Genomic DNA, 14,535 nt, shown 5'->3' on the forward strand with positions numbered 1-14,535 from the left:
GTTATTGAATAAGGTGCCATTTCTGTTGCTTAATCAATAGCAACAGGACGCAGGAGTATAAATAATGAAAACCGCTTATATCGCAAAACAACGCCAGATCAGTTTCGTTAAATCCCATTTTTCACGCCAGCTGGAAGATAAACTTGGACTGATTGAAGTCCAGGCTCCCATTCTGAGCCGCGTGGGTGACGGGACGCAGGATAACTTATCTGGAAGCGAAAAAGCGGTACAGGTGAAAGTGAAGACACTGCCAGATGCCCAGTTCGAAGTGGTTCACTCCCTTGCGAAATGGAAGCGTCAAACCCTGGGACAACACGACTTCAGCGCGGGCGAAGGGCTCTACACGCACATGAAAGCCCTTCGCCCCGATGAAGACCGCCTTACTGCTATTCACTCTGTTTACGTTGACCAGTGGGACTGGGAGCGTGTAATGGGTGATGGCGAGCGCCATGTCGGTACGCTGAAATCCACTGTTGAGGCGATCTACGCCGGGATCAAAGCGACCGAAGCGGCTGTAAGCAAAGAGTTTGGTCTGGCACCGTTCCTGCCGGATACGATCCACTTTGTGCACAGCCAGGAGCTGCTGAGCCGTTTCCCGGATCTGGATGCTAAAGGCCGTGAACGCGCAATCGCCAAAGAATTAGGTGCTGTGTTTCTGATGGGGATTGGCGGCAAACTGTCTGACGGCAAACGCCACGACGTTCGTGCGCCGGATTATGATGACTGGAGTACCCGCGGTGAGAGCGAATACGCGGGTCTGAACGGCGATATCCTGGTCTGGAACCCGGTGCTGGAAGATGCGTTTGAGCTCTCTTCTATGGGGATCCGCGTGGATGCTGATGCGCTGAAGCGTCAGTTGGCCGTTACTGGCGACGAAGATCGTCTTAAATTAGAGTGGCACCAGTCGCTGCTACGCGGAGAAATGCCGCAGACTATTGGTGGCGGTATCGGCCAGTCCCGTCTGACCATGTTACTGCTTCAGTTGCCACATATCGGTCAGGTTCAGTGTGGCGTCTGGCCGCAGCAAGTACGCGAAAGCGTCGGCTCCCTTCTGTAATTAACGCCGCCAGCGTCTGAGCAGGCGGCTACGCAACCCGGTATCGAAGCGCCAGATATGATCGAAGATGCGCATGATGCCGGGTTTTCCATGAGCGGACATCGCCACTGCATGGAAACGGTGCTGATGCACCCGCTGTAACTCTTTCACTTTATTGACTACATCGTCCGGCAGCCGCTGGGCAATAAAATCGGAAATCACCACCGCGTCAGCGTCGTACCAGTCGCCTCCCTGCATTCGCTCCACAATGCTACGAAAACAGCTGGCTAAATCCGTGCCGCCGCGAAAACGCTGGCTTAAAAAGCGGATCGCCTGTTCGATACCTTGCTGGTTCGTTAGCTCATAACCCACCACCTCGCTGGAGAAGAGCATGATGAAGCAGCGGCGGCGATCAGCGAGCGCCACGCGCATCAGAGCCAGACAGAACGCCTTCGCACATTGCTCATTAAACCCGCCCATCGATCCGGACGTATCCACACAAACAATAAAAGGTCCGCGCGGCTGCTCATCAAAATCCTGGTGGACAACTGGCCGCTGGCTGAGCTTCTCGCGCCAGGCTTCGCCGTGTAGACGGTAGGTAAGAAGCTGCTTTTCCACCAGCCGACGGTAAAACTCATACTCCAGTTCAGTCATCCCCAGCGTACTGAGTTCGGTGGGCAGCAGGCGCAAAATGTCATCGCTTTGCTGAAGCCCGTCGACCTGCTCGGGAACGGTTGCCGGTTCGCGTACCAGGGTGCGGAAAGTTTCCATCGGGGCATCTTTCTTTGGAACTGACTTTGCCTCCCTTGAACGGCCCAGCTGTTCTGCGAGTTTCATCAGCTCTGGCTGCTGGGCCAGAAAATCGCCGTACTTGACGATCAGCTGATAATCCCCGCGCCGAAGCTGACCGGCGCTCATATCCCAGAGACGCCCGGCGGCGTTTTCATTTTCCACCAGTACCTGCTCGAGCTGACCGCTTAAGGTCATGCGTTCCTGAACTTCACTGAGTAGTTGTTCACGCTCCTCATCCAGCAGTTGCTGGTTCAATGTTGTGGCCTGAACGACAAGGCTGAGGCGCCAGCGCTGTAAAAAGAGAGTGTGCAACGCGGGCGTGAAGGTGGCGTTATCCGTGACCAGCGCCCGGGCCTGGCTGGCAAACGGGGAGTGGACGTTGTCGAGCAATGTCAGGGTTTGCGGAAGCTGAACGATAAACTGTGGCGTTGAGAGCCGCTGGCACTGCTGATAACAGGCCACCTCTTCCGTTAACTCAGGAGGTACCTCGGTCTCTTTGAACCGCTGACGCAAGTTTTCTCGCCAGCGTGGGAGATCGTCCGTCATCGCTTTTTTAAGCTTCGGAAATTTTTCAAAGAAGGCGGCCAGCTGCGGCGACGCCAGAAGGGTGATGACCACTTCTTCGATCAACCCTTCTTCGCTGACGGCCAGCATGACGTTAAGCGTATCCAGCGTTAGCATTGACGCGCCTGTTTAATCTGTGTGCTCACATCCTGCAGGCTGGCTTCAATGCGACCTAACCAGTCGCTATGTATAAAGAGGCATTTTTGCTGCTCGCTAAAGCGGGTGTGTTGCTGGTGCCATTCGGTATCCAGCGCTTCCAGCTGCTGCTTAATCTCTTCAGGAACGCTGTCAGAAGCGGTGCCTGGCAGAGCAAGACGCGATCCCTGCAGGCTCACATCGCGGATCACCAGATGCTGGCTACTGTCCACTTCCATATTTAGCGGCTGCGCGAAACCGATGCCATTGAGTTTTCCACGGATCTCTCCACCTTTATCCAGCCATTGCGATAGCGGCTCGCGCTCAATCGTAACGTGTACAACCTGCATATCATGGAGCTTTAGCGGTTGCTGGAGCAGCAGGGTAAGCGTCGGGCTGGTCAGCTCGGCGGGTAATTCGTAGTGAGGTTTGCGGGCGAACATTCCACCCAGCCGGTTCACTTTCAGCGCCGTTTTATCACTTTGTTGCTGCTGTAACTGGATGCGTCGTTGGGCAATCGCACCAAGCTGGTTCAGCATCGCCTGTTGTCCCCAGGCGTGTCCGGTCATCAATATTTCAAGCTGTTGCTGCATCAGGTTCATGCCTTCTGCGTCGTGCCAGAGGCAATCTTTCAGCAGGATCAGATCGATTGGCGCAACGGCATCACGGCCGCTGAACAGGGCGCTGGCCTGCAGCAGGCGGATCGCTTTTTTCCAGCGACGATCGGAGACATAGGGCGCTGAAGGCAGTAAATCGAGCTGCTGGCGCAGCATGAAGATCAGCTCGAAGACGGCATCTGGCAGTTTGATTTTGCCAATCTCCTGCTGCCACTGCTGATATTCCTCATCGGTAACCTGAAGCGAAGCGGAGACCGGGTTTTCATTCTCATCCTGCTGGCTCACCAGCATAGAGCGGAAGTTGGATTTATCCTGCACTTTGTCCAGCCACAGGCGGATCAGCATGCGGTCATACAGCGCTTCCAGACTGCTGTCGGCTTCAGGCAGTTCGTTGGAGGCGGCCACCAGCAGACGCATCGGGATTTTTTCTTCACTGGCACCGTTGCGGAACCGACGTTCGTTTATCGCCGTGAGCAGGGTGTTCAGAATAGCCGGTCCCGCTTTCCAGATTTCATCGAGAAAAACAATCTCCGCTTCAGGTAGATACCCCTCCGTCAGACGCTGGTAACGCCCCTCATCTTTCAGCGCCTGAATGGAAAGCGGGCCGAAAACTTCTTCAGGGGTGGAAAAGCGGGTCATCAGGTATTCGAAGGCGCGGGCGTTCTGAAAGGCAAATTTCAGCCGGCGGGCAATCAGGCTTTTGGCGATCCCCGGTGGACCCAGCAAAAATACGCTTTCGCCGCTCAACGCCGCCAGTAAACAGAGGCGGATGGCGTGGCTACGCTCGAAAAGGCCTTTCTCCAGCGCGCTGCTGAGGCGGGAAATTCTTTCTGCTAATAAATGTGAGTGAGCCATAATAGTTTTTGCATCCTTTCGCCGTCGTGGCGGCCAATTGAAGCGAGTATAGACGTTTCAGCCAGGGCTGGTAATAGACTGAAGTGCGGCGCAATTTTCTTTGCGCTACATTAATGCGGTTGCATTTAGGGGTACGATTTTGCAACGAATCAGGCATACTGTGCGCTTTTTGTGGACCAAGGGACCAGGAACACATTTGTTATTTAAACGAAAAGACTAGTCTATGAGCACTGATAATAAGCAATCATTACCCGCAATTACGCTTGCGGCGATCGGGGTTGTCTACGGTGATATCGGCACCAGCCCGCTTTATACGCTTCGTGAATGTCTGTCCGGCCAGTTTGGCTTTGGTGTTGAACGCGATGCCGTATTTGGCTTCCTGTCCCTCATCTTCTGGCTGCTGATCCTGGTGGTTTCTGTTAAATACCTCTCCTTTGTCATGCGTGCAGATAACGCAGGTGAAGGTGGGATCCTGACCCTGATGTCCCTTGCCGGGCGTAATACGTCAGCCAGAATGACGTCGGTGCTGGTCATCATCGGCCTGATTGGCGGCAGTTTCTTCTATGGGGAAGTCGTCATCACGCCTGCTATCTCAGTGCTTTCGGCGATAGAAGGGCTTGAGATTATCGCGCCGCAACTCGATACGTGGGTTGTCCCGCTGGCGATAATCGTTCTGACGCTACTGTTTGTGATCCAGAAGCACGGTACCGGGCTGGTGGGGAAACTGTTCGCGCCAATTATGCTGGCCTGGTTCCTGATCCTGGCGGCGCTTGGCTTGCGCGGTATCATTGATAACCCGGATGTGCTGCAGGCGCTGAACCCTTATTGGGCTGTCCATTTCTTCCTCGAATACAAAGTGGTTTCCTTCGTGGCGCTCGGCGCCGTTGTGCTCTCTATCACCGGTGTTGAGGCGCTGTATGCGGATATGGGGCACTTCGGCAAACTGCCTATTCGCGTGGCGTGGTTTATCGTGGTGCTGCCATCTCTGGCACTGAACTACTTCGGCCAGGGTGCGCTGCTGCTGAAAAACCCGGAGGCGATTAAGAACCCGTTCTTCCTGCTGGCTCCAGAGTGGGCGCTGGTGCCGATGCTGATCCTTGCCACGCTGGCGACGGTTATTGCTTCTCAGGCGGTGATTTCCGGGGTGTTCTCTTTGACGCGCCAGGCTGTGCGTTTGGGGTATCTCTCACCAATGCGCATCATCCATACCTCAGAGATGGAGTCGGGCCAGATCTACATCCCGTTTGTTAACTGGCTGCTCTATTTCGCTGTGGTGATTGTGATCGTCAGCTTTGAGCACTCCAGCAATCTCGCTGCAGCATACGGTATTGCGGTAACGGGTACGATGGTTCTGACATCACTTCTTTCCACCACGGTGGCATACCGAAACTGGCACTGGAACAAATTCCTCGTGGCGATGATTTTGGCGGGCTTCCTGTGCATTGACGTACCGCTGTTCTCTGCCAACCTCGACAAGATTGTCTCCGGTGGCTGGCTACCGCTGACGCTGGGTCTGGTGATGTTTATTGTCATGACCACATGGAAAAGCGAGCGCTTCCGTCTGCTGCGTCGTATGCATGAGCACGGTAATTCTCTGGAGGCGATGATTGCTTCGCTGGAGAAATCCCCGCCAGTGCGTGTACCGGGAACTGCGGTGTACATGTCTCGTGCCTTGAACGTGATCCCGTTTGCGTTGATGCATAATCTTAAGCACAACAAGGTATTGCACGAACGTGTGATTCTACTGACGTTGCGCACCGAAGATGCACCGTATGTTCACAATGTACGTCGTGTTCAGATTGAGCAACTCTCGCCAACCTTCTGGCGCGTGGTGGCAAGCTACGGCTGGCGTGAAACGCCGAACGTGGAAGAGGTCTTCCATCGCTGTGGTCTTGAAGGGCTGAGCTGCCGGATGATGGAGACATCATTCTTCATGTCACACGAGTCACTGATTATTGGCAAGCGTCCGTGGTATCTGCGCCTGCGCGGTAAGTTGTACCTTATCCTGCAACGTAACGCCCTGCGTGCGCCAGACCAGTTTGAGATCCCGCCTAACCGTGTGATTGAGCTGGGTACACAGGTCGAGATTTAAGCCTGCATTAAATGCCGGGTGGCGCTGCGCTTGCCCGGCTTACAAAACCCCCTGCCTGCCCTCCATAATTGTCTCTACATTTCATTTAGCGAAACGTTTCGACGTCGATCACAAATCTGTTACGTCACGGTGGTTTTCTGAACACTGTTGAGACTAAACTGATTCTAGCGAAACGTTTCGCTAGTGGAGCAAGAAAATGAAGAAAGGCACTGTACTCAACTCAGAAATCTCGTCGGTTATTTCCCGTCTTGGGCATACCGATACGCTGGTGGTTTGCGATGCAGGCTTACCGGTTCCGCGCAGCACAACCCGTATTGATATGGCGTTAACGCAGGGTGTTCCTTCGTTTATGCAGGTACTGGATGTGGTGACTGCGGAGATGCAGGTTGAGGCGGCCATTCTCGCGGCGGAAATTAAACAACATAATCCGCAACTCCACGAAACGTTGCTCAGCCATATTGAGCAACTGCAACAACACCAGGGAAACACCATAGAAATTCGTTACACAACGCACGAGCAGTTCAAACAACAAACCGCAGACAGTCAGGCGGTGATTCGCAGCGGGGAGTGTTCCCCGTATGCGAATATCATTCTCTGTGCTGGCGTCACCTTCTGAGGCCATCATGGACGCATTACTGCAACTCAAAGGGATCGATAAGTCGTTCCCGGGCGTTAAAGCCCTCTCCGGTGCGGCGCTGAACGTCTACCCCGGTCGCGTGATGGCGCTGGTGGGCGAAAACGGCGCTGGCAAATCCACCATGATGAAAGTGCTGACGGGTATCTATCAACGCGATGCCGGTTCACTCGTCTGGCTGGGTAAAGAGACCACCTTCAATGGCCCGAAATCCTCTCAGGAAGCGGGTATCGGTATTATCCACCAGGAGCTGAACCTGATCCCGCAACTGACCATTGCGGAGAACATCTTCCTGGGCCGCGAGTTCGTAAACCGGTTCGGTAAAATCGACTGGAAAACCATGTATGCCGAAGCGGATAAACTGCTGGAGAAGCTGAACCTGCGCTTTAAGAGCGACCGACTGGTGGGTGAACTTTCCATTGGCGATCAGCAGATGGTGGAAATCGCGAAAGTGCTGAGTTTTGAGTCGAAGGTCATCATTATGGATGAACCGACTGATGCCCTGACCGACACTGAAACCGAATCCCTGTTCCGCGTTATCCGCGAGCTGAAGTCGCAGGGGCGCGGGATTGTCTATATCTCTCACCGCATGAAAGAGATCTTCGAAATCTGCGATGACGTGACCGTCTTCCGCGACGGGCAGTTTATTGCCGAGCGCGAAGTCGCCACGCTGACCGAAGATACGCTCATCGAAATGATGGTGGGACGTAAGCTCGAAGATCAATACCCGCATCTGGATAAAGCGCCGGGTGAGATCCGCCTGAAGGTGGACAACCTCTGCGGTCCAGGTGTGAACGATGTGACCTTTACCCTGCGTCAGGGGGAAATCCTCGGTGTGGCGGGCCTGATGGGCGCTGGGCGTACCGAGCTGATGAAAGTGCTCTACGGCGCACTGCCGCGCACCAGCGGTTATGTCACTCTTGATGGCCACGAAGTTGTCACTCGCTCTCCGCAAGATGGTCTGGCGAATGGCATTGTCTATATTTCTGAAGACCGTAAGCGCGATGGCTTAGTGCTGGGCATGTCGGTGAAAGAGAACATGTCGCTTACTGCACTGCGTTATTTCAGTCACAGCGGCGGTAGGTTGAAACACAAAGATGAACAGCAGGCGGTGAGCGATTTTATCCGTCTGTTTAACGTCAAAACACCGTCGATGGAGCAGGCAATTGGCCTGTTGTCCGGTGGTAATCAGCAGAAGGTGGCGATTGCGCGTGGTCTGATGACGCGCCCGAAAGTGCTGATCCTCGATGAACCCACCCGCGGTGTGGACGTCGGCGCGAAGAAAGAGATCTATCAGCTAATTAACCAGTTCAAGGCCGACGGTCTGAGCATCATTCTGGTCTCTTCCGAGATGCCAGAAGTATTAGGCATGAGCGATCGTATTATCGTCATGCATGAAGGGCATCTCGGCGGTGAATTCACTCGCGAGCAGGCCACCCAGGAAGTTCTGATGGCTGCCGCTGTGGGCAAGCTTAATCGCGTGAATCAGGAGTAAGAAGATGACTACCCAGGCTGTTTCTGGTCGCCGTTATTTCACAAAGGCATGGCTGATGGAACAAAAATCGCTGATTGCCCTGCTGGTGCTGATCGCGATTGTGTCGACCATGAGTCCAAACTTTTTCACCGTTAATAACCTGTTCAACATTCTGCAGCAGACTTCTGTCAACGCCATTATGGCGGTCGGGATGACGCTGGTGATTTTAACCTCAGGGATCGATCTGTCCGTTGGTTCCCTGCTGGCGCTCACCGGTGCGATCGCCGCTTCCCTTGTTGGTGTTGAGGTTAACGCGCTGGTGGCCGTGGCTGCAGCGCTGGCTGCTGGGGCGGCAATCGGTGCCGTGACCGGCGTGATTGTGGCGAAAGGGCGTGTTCAGGCGTTCATCGCGACGCTGGTAATGATGCTGTTGCTGCGCGGTGTGACCATGGTTTACACCAACGGCAGCCCGGTGAACACTGGCTTTACCGATAACGCCGATCTGTTTGGCTGGTTCGGTATCGGCCGCCCGCTGGGTATTCCGACCCCGGTCTGGATCATGGCTATCGTCTTCCTGGCGGCGTGGTACATGCTGCATCACACCCGTCTGGGTCGTTATATCTATGCGCTGGGCGGTAACGAAGCGGCAACGCGTTTGTCCGGGATTAGCGTCAATAAAGTTAAAATTATCGTTTATTCCCTGTGCGGCTTGCTGGCTTCTCTGGCAGGCATCATCGAAGTGGCGCGCCTCTCCTCCGCGCAGCCAACGGCGGGCACGGGTTATGAGCTGGATGCCATTGCGGCAGTGGTTCTGGGCGGTACGAGTCTTGCGGGTGGTAAAGGTCGCATTGTTGGGACATTGATCGGCGCACTGATTCTCGGTTTCCTGAATAATGGTTTGAATTTGTTAGGTGTTTCCTCCTATTACCAGATGATCGTTAAGGCAGTGGTGATTTTGCTGGCGGTACTGGTAGACAACAAAAAACAGTAACTGACGACACTACAGGACATCTTAGATATGAACATGAAAAAACTGGCTACCCTGGTTTCTGCTGTCGCGCTGAGCGCAACCGTAAGTGCTAACGCTATGGCGAAAGACACCATCGCGCTGGTTATCTCCACGCTGAACAACCCGTTCTTCGTCTCTCTGAAGGATGGCGCGCAGAAAGAAGCGGACAAACTGGGCTACAACCTGGTGGTGCTGGATTCCCAGAACAACCCGGCGAAAGAGCTGGCTAACGTTCAGGACTTAACCGTTCGTGGTACCAAAATTCTGCTGATCAACCCAACTGATTCTGATGCCGTAGGTAACGCCGTTAAAATGGCAAACCAGGCGAAGATCCCGGTAATCACCCTGGACCGTCAGGCCTCTAAAGGTGACGTGGTCAGCCACATTGCGTCTGATAACGTGCTGGGCGGTAAAATCGCGGGTGATTACATCGCGAAGAAAGCAGGTGAAGGTGCGAAAGTTATCGAATTGCAGGGTATCGCGGGTACCTCTGCTGCCCGTGAACGTGGCGAAGGCTTCCAGCAGGCCGTTGCTGCACACAAATTTAACGTCCTGGCCAGCCAGCCTGCCGACTTCGACCGTACTAAAGGTCTGAACGTGATGCAGAACCTGCTGACCGCACATCCTGACGTGCAGGCAGTATTCGCGCAGAACGACGAAATGGCACTGGGTGCGCTGCGTGCCCTGCAGACTGCAGGTAAATCTGATGTGATGGTTGTCGGATTTGACGGTACGCCGGATGGTGAAAAAGCAGTAAACGATGGCAAACTGGCTGCGACCATCGCTCAGTTGCCGGAGCAGATTGGCGCGACTGGCGTTGAAACTGCCGACAAAGTGCTGAAGGGCGAAAAAGTTCAGGCCAAATACCCTGTTGACCTGAAACTGGTCATCAAGCAGTAAAAGGCGAATCAGGCAGTCGCTGGCTGCCTGAGGGACACCAATAAAGAAAAGTGTGGCATACGCCACCGGGTAACACCGGTGGCGCTCTCAGATGGACAACCCAACCATGAAAACCGCAGGCAACCTCGTCGTCCTTGGCAGTATCAATGCCGATCACATTCTTAACCTTGAATCATTCCCAACACCGGGCGAAACCGTCACGGGTAACCAGTATCAGGTGGCATTTGGCGGTAAAGGTGCAAACCAGGCCGTTGCTGCTGGTCGCAGTGGGGCGAATATTGCGTTTATCGCCTGCACGGGTGATGACGATACCGGTGAGCGCGTACGTAAACAGCTGGCGAGCGACAACATTGATATCGCACCGGTCAGCGTGGTTGCAGGGGAATCTACCGGCGTGGCGCTGATTTTCGTCAACGCAGAAGGTGAGAATGTTATCGGTATTCATGCTGGCGCCAACGCTGCTCTGACAACGGAGCGCGTAGAAGCGCAACGTGAGATCATTGCGAATGCCGAAGCGTTGCTGATGCAACTGGAGTCACCGGTTGAAAGCGTGCTGGCCGCCGCCAAAATTGCGCATGAAAATCATACCACTGTCGTACTAAATCCAGCTCCTGCCCGTGTATTATCAGACGAGCTGCTGGCGCTGGTGGACATCATTACGCCAAACGAAACCGAAGCGGAAAAGCTGACGGGCATTCGTGTCGAAAATGATGGCGATGCCGCGCGAGCTGCACGTGCATTGCATGATAAAGGCATCGGTACCGTGATTATCACCCTTGGTAGCCGTGGGGTGTGGGCAAGCGTCAATGGCGAAGGCCGTCGAGTGCCGGGCTTTAAGGTGAAAGCGATTGACACCATCGCCGCGGGAGATACCTTCAATGGTGCGCTGGTGACCGCGCTACTGGAAGGCAAGCGAATGGATGATGCGATCCGTTTTGCGCATGCTGCTGCTGCGATTGCCGTGACGCGCAAAGGGGCCCAACCCTCCGTTCCGTGGCGTAAAGAGATCGATGAATTCTTAAGTCAGCAGGGGTAACGCTTGGCAACAATGAAAGATGTCGCCCGCATGGCGGGTGTTTCTACCTCGACGGTCTCTCACGTTATAAACAACGATCGCTTCGTCAGCGAGGCGATTCGGGAGAAAGTCGAAGCTGCGGTAAAAGAACTCAACTATGCGCCATCTGCACTGGCGCGTAGTCTTAAGCTCAACCAGACGCGCACTATTGGTATGCTGATTACGGCCAGTACCAACCCTTTCTATTCTGAGCTTGTGCGAGGTGTAGAGCGTAGTTGCTTCGAGCGTGGCTACAGCCTGGTGCTGTGCAATACCGAAGGTGACGAGCAGAGAATGAACCGCAACCTGGAGACGCTGATGCAAAAACGCGTCGACGGGCTACTGCTGCTCTGTACCGAAACACACCAGCCCTCGAAAGAGATTATCCAGCGTTATCCCTCTATTCCCACGGTGATGATGGACTGGGCACCGTTCGACGGTACCAGCGATCTGATTCAGGATAACTCCCTGCTGGGGGGCGACATGGCCACCCAGTATCTGATCGATAAAGGTTACACCCGCATTGCCTGTATTACCGGTCCACTGGATAAAACTCCGGCGCGTTTGCGTCTGGAAGGGTATCTCTCTGCGATGGCCCGGGCCGGGCTTTCTGTGCCCGAAGGCTACCGTATTACCGGTGATTTTGAGTTTCACGGTGGCTTTGAAGCGATGCAGACCTTGCTGGCGCAGCCGCAGCGTCCGCAGGCCGTCTTTATCGGCAACGATGCCATGGCATTTGGCGCCTATCAGGCGTTATATCAGGCAGGCTTGCGCGTTCCGGATGATATGGCGGTAATTGGCTACGATGATATTGAACTGGCCAGCTATATGACCCCACCGCTGACCACAATTCATCAGCCGAAGGATGAACTGGGTGAGCTGGCCATTGATGTGCTGATTCATCGAATGGCGCAGCCCACGCTGCAACAGCAACGTCTGCAGCTTACTCCTGTTCTGATGGAACGGGGTTCGGTTTAGACTTTGCTTTGTGGCGTTCTTTGATCAGATTACGTCCGTCTTTTGGTTTTAACAGCATAAAGACCAGCGCTGAAACGACGGTAAGAACGCCCATTGTGATAAACGTATAGTGGAACTGCTCGACGGTATTCGCGCTGTCAAAACCTTCATAAAACCGCAGTACCGCCGCACTTACGGCCACCCCAAGACTGATCGACAGCTGTTGCGTCACCGCCAGCACGCTGTTGCCACTGCTGGCGTTCTCGTCCGTCAGGTCTGCCAGCGTGATGGTATTCATCGACGTAAACTGCGTTGACATCGCCATGCCCAGCACAAATAACGGCAGGATCAACATCCATACGGGAAGGGCGGCGGACTGCAGAGAGAACTGCGCAATCATCAGACCGATGAAGACCGTTACGCCAACCAGCGTCTTACGATAGCCAAACCAGCGCAGCACTTGTGTAACCGTTGATTTTGCCAGAATCGAGCCCATTGCCGTGGGCGCCATCATGCAGCCAGCAATCAGTGCCGGGTAGCCGAAACCTACCTGCAGCATCAATGGCATCAGAAACGGTACGCAACCTGTCCCCAGACGTGACGCAATGTTGCCTGCGATCCCTACGGAAAAGGTTCGGGTGTTAAAGAGTCCGAGTGAGATTAACGGTGTCGGGTGACGGCGCGCGTGACGTATATAAAGAAGGAACAGCAGAATACCGCTGAGGATGACGGAGAGCGCAATCCATGTTGCTACGATCTTCTCACCAAACAGTTCCATCCCGCTTGAGAAGAGCACCAGGCTCAGGCCAAACAGGAAAAAGCCTCCCATATCGAAGCTGCGTCTTGGCGTGGTGAAGTTCGGCATATATTTGCGGGCATACAGCAGACCGGCAACGCCAATAGGAATATTAATCAGGAAGATCCAATGCCAGCTTGCCCAGGTGACAAACACACCACCAAGTACCGGGCCAAGTATCGGACCAACCAGGCCTGGCATGGTGACGAAGTTGAGCACGGGAAGCAGTTCGCTTCGAGGATAGGCTCGCAGTAAGGCAAGGCGTGCCACGGGCATCATCATCGCTCCGCCAATACCTTGTAATACGCGGAAGATAACCAGTTCTGTTAAGGATGAGGAGAGCGCACAGGCCAGCGAACCGAGTGTAAAGAGTGTCACGGCCAACATGAAAACCCTGCGGGTGCCGAAGCGGTCGGCCAGCCAGCCGCTGACAGGGATTAACATTGCGACCGTCAGGGTGTAACTGATGATGGCGGATTGCATTGCCAGCGGGGAGCGGTTGAGGCTTTGCGCAATAGCGGGAAGCGCAGTGTTGAGGATGGTGGCATCCAGTGCCTGCATAAAGAACGCCATGGCTGCAATCCACGGCAATCCGGCCATGCTGCGCGCTTTTTTCTTTGTCATTTATTTACCTGCTGGTAGGTTGGCGCGGCCAGCAATTCCTGACACGCACTCAGGGCTCGCTGCCCGTCGCTTTCCTGAATGGCATCCACTATCGCCTGATGCAAATCCAATTTAACCACTTCGTCTTGTGTAATAGAGGTAAAGTAAGTGTGGTACACCGAATGAAATAAAGAGGCAAAAGAGGTGAGGAACGGATTGGCGCTCATCATATAGATATGCTCATGCCAGGCCATATCGACCTCAACCCAGCGTTCCCGGTTGAAGTGTTTTTTCAGGAACACCATCTCTTCCATTAACGCGTTGAGTTGTGCTTTCTGTTCTGCCGTTCCAAGCGTGGCGGCAAGCAGGCATGCCTGTGGTTCAAGACTGCTGCGCATCACCAGAAAGTGATCGACAACCTGATGAAAGTTATCTTCCGTCATCCACCAGGAGAGCAGCTCCTGATCGAGAAAGTTCCAGTTACTCTGTGGCATGACACGTGTACCAATGCGGGGACGCGGAAGCACCATACCTTTTGCCGTTAGGGTTTTCACCGCTTCACGAACTGCTGTACGACTCACTCCAAACTGCTCACCCAGCTCCATTTCACCCGGCAGGATGCTGCCTGGGGCATATTTACCCGCTAAAATCCGCTGAGCCAGCTTCTCTGCCAGCACATACGACAGGTTTTTTTGGGCGGCCAGCTGTTGTGCGCTTAATGGCATCGCTTTTATTCCTTAAAGATTCATGCTGATAATTATGCCACCTCGAGTGTGATTGTGGTTGCAGATACATCAAATAGAACAATTTGTAGCTTGATTTCATTGCTGTTGGTGAAAAAAAAACGCGGATGAAAACTTTTTTTAAATTTCCTCTTGTCACTTAGGAATAACTCCCTATAATGCGCCTCCACTGACACGGAACAACGGCACACACGCCGCCGGGTTAGCGGGGTTCAGAGATGAACACCAACAGAGAAAAGTGAAAATAATCGCTTGACTCTGAATGAGGAAAACG

The 14,535-nt window shown here is 54.0% G+C and carries 12 protein-coding genes; 8 read left to right on the forward strand and 4 right to left on the reverse strand.

All coding sequences use genetic code 11. The features are described 5' to 3' along the window. The first annotated feature begins 64 nt into the window (after positions 1 to 64). Positions 65 to 1,057 carry an aspartate--ammonia ligase gene (gene asnA / locus WB237_RS22155; protein ID WP_336216468.1) on the forward strand — a complete coding sequence of 331 codons (993 nt, stop codon included), beginning with the start codon at positions 65 to 67 and terminating at the stop codon, positions 1,055 to 1,057. Here asnA and viaA read toward each other — a convergent pair whose 3' ends face one another. Together viaA and ravA are read right to left on the reverse strand one after the other, a co-directional pair. Then, positions 1,058 to 2,509 carry an ATPase RavA stimulator ViaA gene (gene viaA / locus WB237_RS22160; protein ID WP_114979048.1) on the reverse strand — a complete coding sequence of 484 codons (1,452 nt, stop codon included), beginning with the start codon at positions 2,507 to 2,509 and terminating at the stop codon, positions 1,058 to 1,060. It abuts the gene before it with no gap. Beyond that, complete coding sequence (ravA, locus tag WB237_RS22165; protein WP_108089270.1) at positions 2,503 to 3,999, reverse strand: ATPase RavA; 1,497 nt, start codon at positions 3,997 to 3,999, stop codon at positions 2,503 to 2,505. The genes viaA and ravA overlap by 7 nt, the downstream gene beginning before the upstream one ends. A 223-nt stretch (positions 4,000 to 4,222) precedes the next feature. Between ravA and kup the strand changes: the two genes are divergently transcribed. The 7 genes from kup (at position 4,223) to rbsR (ending at position 12,140) form a co-directional block, all read left to right on the forward strand. Continuing rightward, on the forward strand, positions 4,223 to 6,091 hold the full coding sequence (gene kup, locus WB237_RS22170; RefSeq protein ID WP_114979050.1) for a low affinity potassium transporter Kup: 1,869 nt from the start codon (positions 4,223 to 4,225) through the stop codon (positions 6,089 to 6,091). A gap of 196 nt (positions 6,092 to 6,287) precedes the next feature. Then, complete coding sequence (rbsD, locus tag WB237_RS22175; protein ID WP_032662094.1) at positions 6,288 to 6,707, forward strand: D-ribose pyranase; 420 nt, start codon at positions 6,288 to 6,290, stop codon at positions 6,705 to 6,707. Positions 6,708 to 6,714: 7 nt separating this feature from the next. After that, positions 6,715 to 8,220: a ribose ABC transporter ATP-binding protein RbsA gene (gene rbsA, locus WB237_RS22180; RefSeq protein ID WP_336216492.1), complete on the forward strand. Its 1,506-nt coding sequence runs from the start codon at positions 6,715 to 6,717 to the stop codon at positions 8,218 to 8,220. A 4-nt stretch (positions 8,221 to 8,224) separates the two neighbouring features. After that, positions 8,225 to 9,190, forward strand: a complete 966-nt coding sequence (gene rbsC / locus WB237_RS22185) for a ribose ABC transporter permease (RefSeq protein ID WP_028017754.1) — start codon at positions 8,225 to 8,227, stop codon at positions 9,188 to 9,190. A gap of 27 nt (positions 9,191 to 9,217) precedes the next feature. After that, positions 9,218 to 10,108, forward strand: coding sequence for a ribose ABC transporter substrate-binding protein RbsB (rbsB, locus tag WB237_RS22190; RefSeq protein WP_028017753.1), 891 nt, complete (start codon positions 9,218 to 9,220; stop codon positions 10,106 to 10,108). A 106-nt stretch (positions 10,109 to 10,214) separates the two neighbouring features. Continuing rightward, positions 10,215 to 11,144: a ribokinase gene (rbsK, locus tag WB237_RS22195; RefSeq protein WP_336216495.1), complete on the forward strand. Its 930-nt coding sequence runs from the start codon at positions 10,215 to 10,217 to the stop codon at positions 11,142 to 11,144. Between the two features lie 3 nt (positions 11,145 to 11,147). Further along, on the forward strand, positions 11,148 to 12,140 hold the full coding sequence (gene rbsR, locus WB237_RS22200) for a ribose operon transcriptional repressor RbsR (RefSeq protein WP_028017751.1): 993 nt from the start codon (positions 11,148 to 11,150) through the stop codon (positions 12,138 to 12,140). On the opposite strand, the gene mdtD is transcribed toward rbsR, so the two are convergent. Together mdtD and WB237_RS22210 are read right to left on the reverse strand one after the other, a co-directional pair. Then, positions 12,106 to 13,539 carry a multidrug transporter subunit MdtD gene (gene mdtD, locus WB237_RS22205; RefSeq protein WP_336216481.1) on the reverse strand — a complete coding sequence of 478 codons (1,434 nt, stop codon included), beginning with the start codon at positions 13,537 to 13,539 and terminating at the stop codon, positions 12,106 to 12,108. The genes rbsR and mdtD overlap by 35 nt on opposite strands. Next, positions 13,536 to 14,243: a FadR/GntR family transcriptional regulator gene (locus tag WB237_RS22210; protein ID WP_336216483.1), complete on the reverse strand. Its 708-nt coding sequence runs from the start codon at positions 14,241 to 14,243 to the stop codon at positions 13,536 to 13,538. Before WB237_RS22210 ends, mdtD begins: the two co-directional genes overlap by 4 nt. Positions 14,244 to 14,535 lie beyond the last annotated feature (292 nt).

The sequence above is a fragment of the Enterobacter sp. P82 genome (assembly GCF_037053385.1).
Lineage (GTDB): Bacteria > Pseudomonadota > Gammaproteobacteria > Enterobacterales > Enterobacteriaceae > Enterobacter.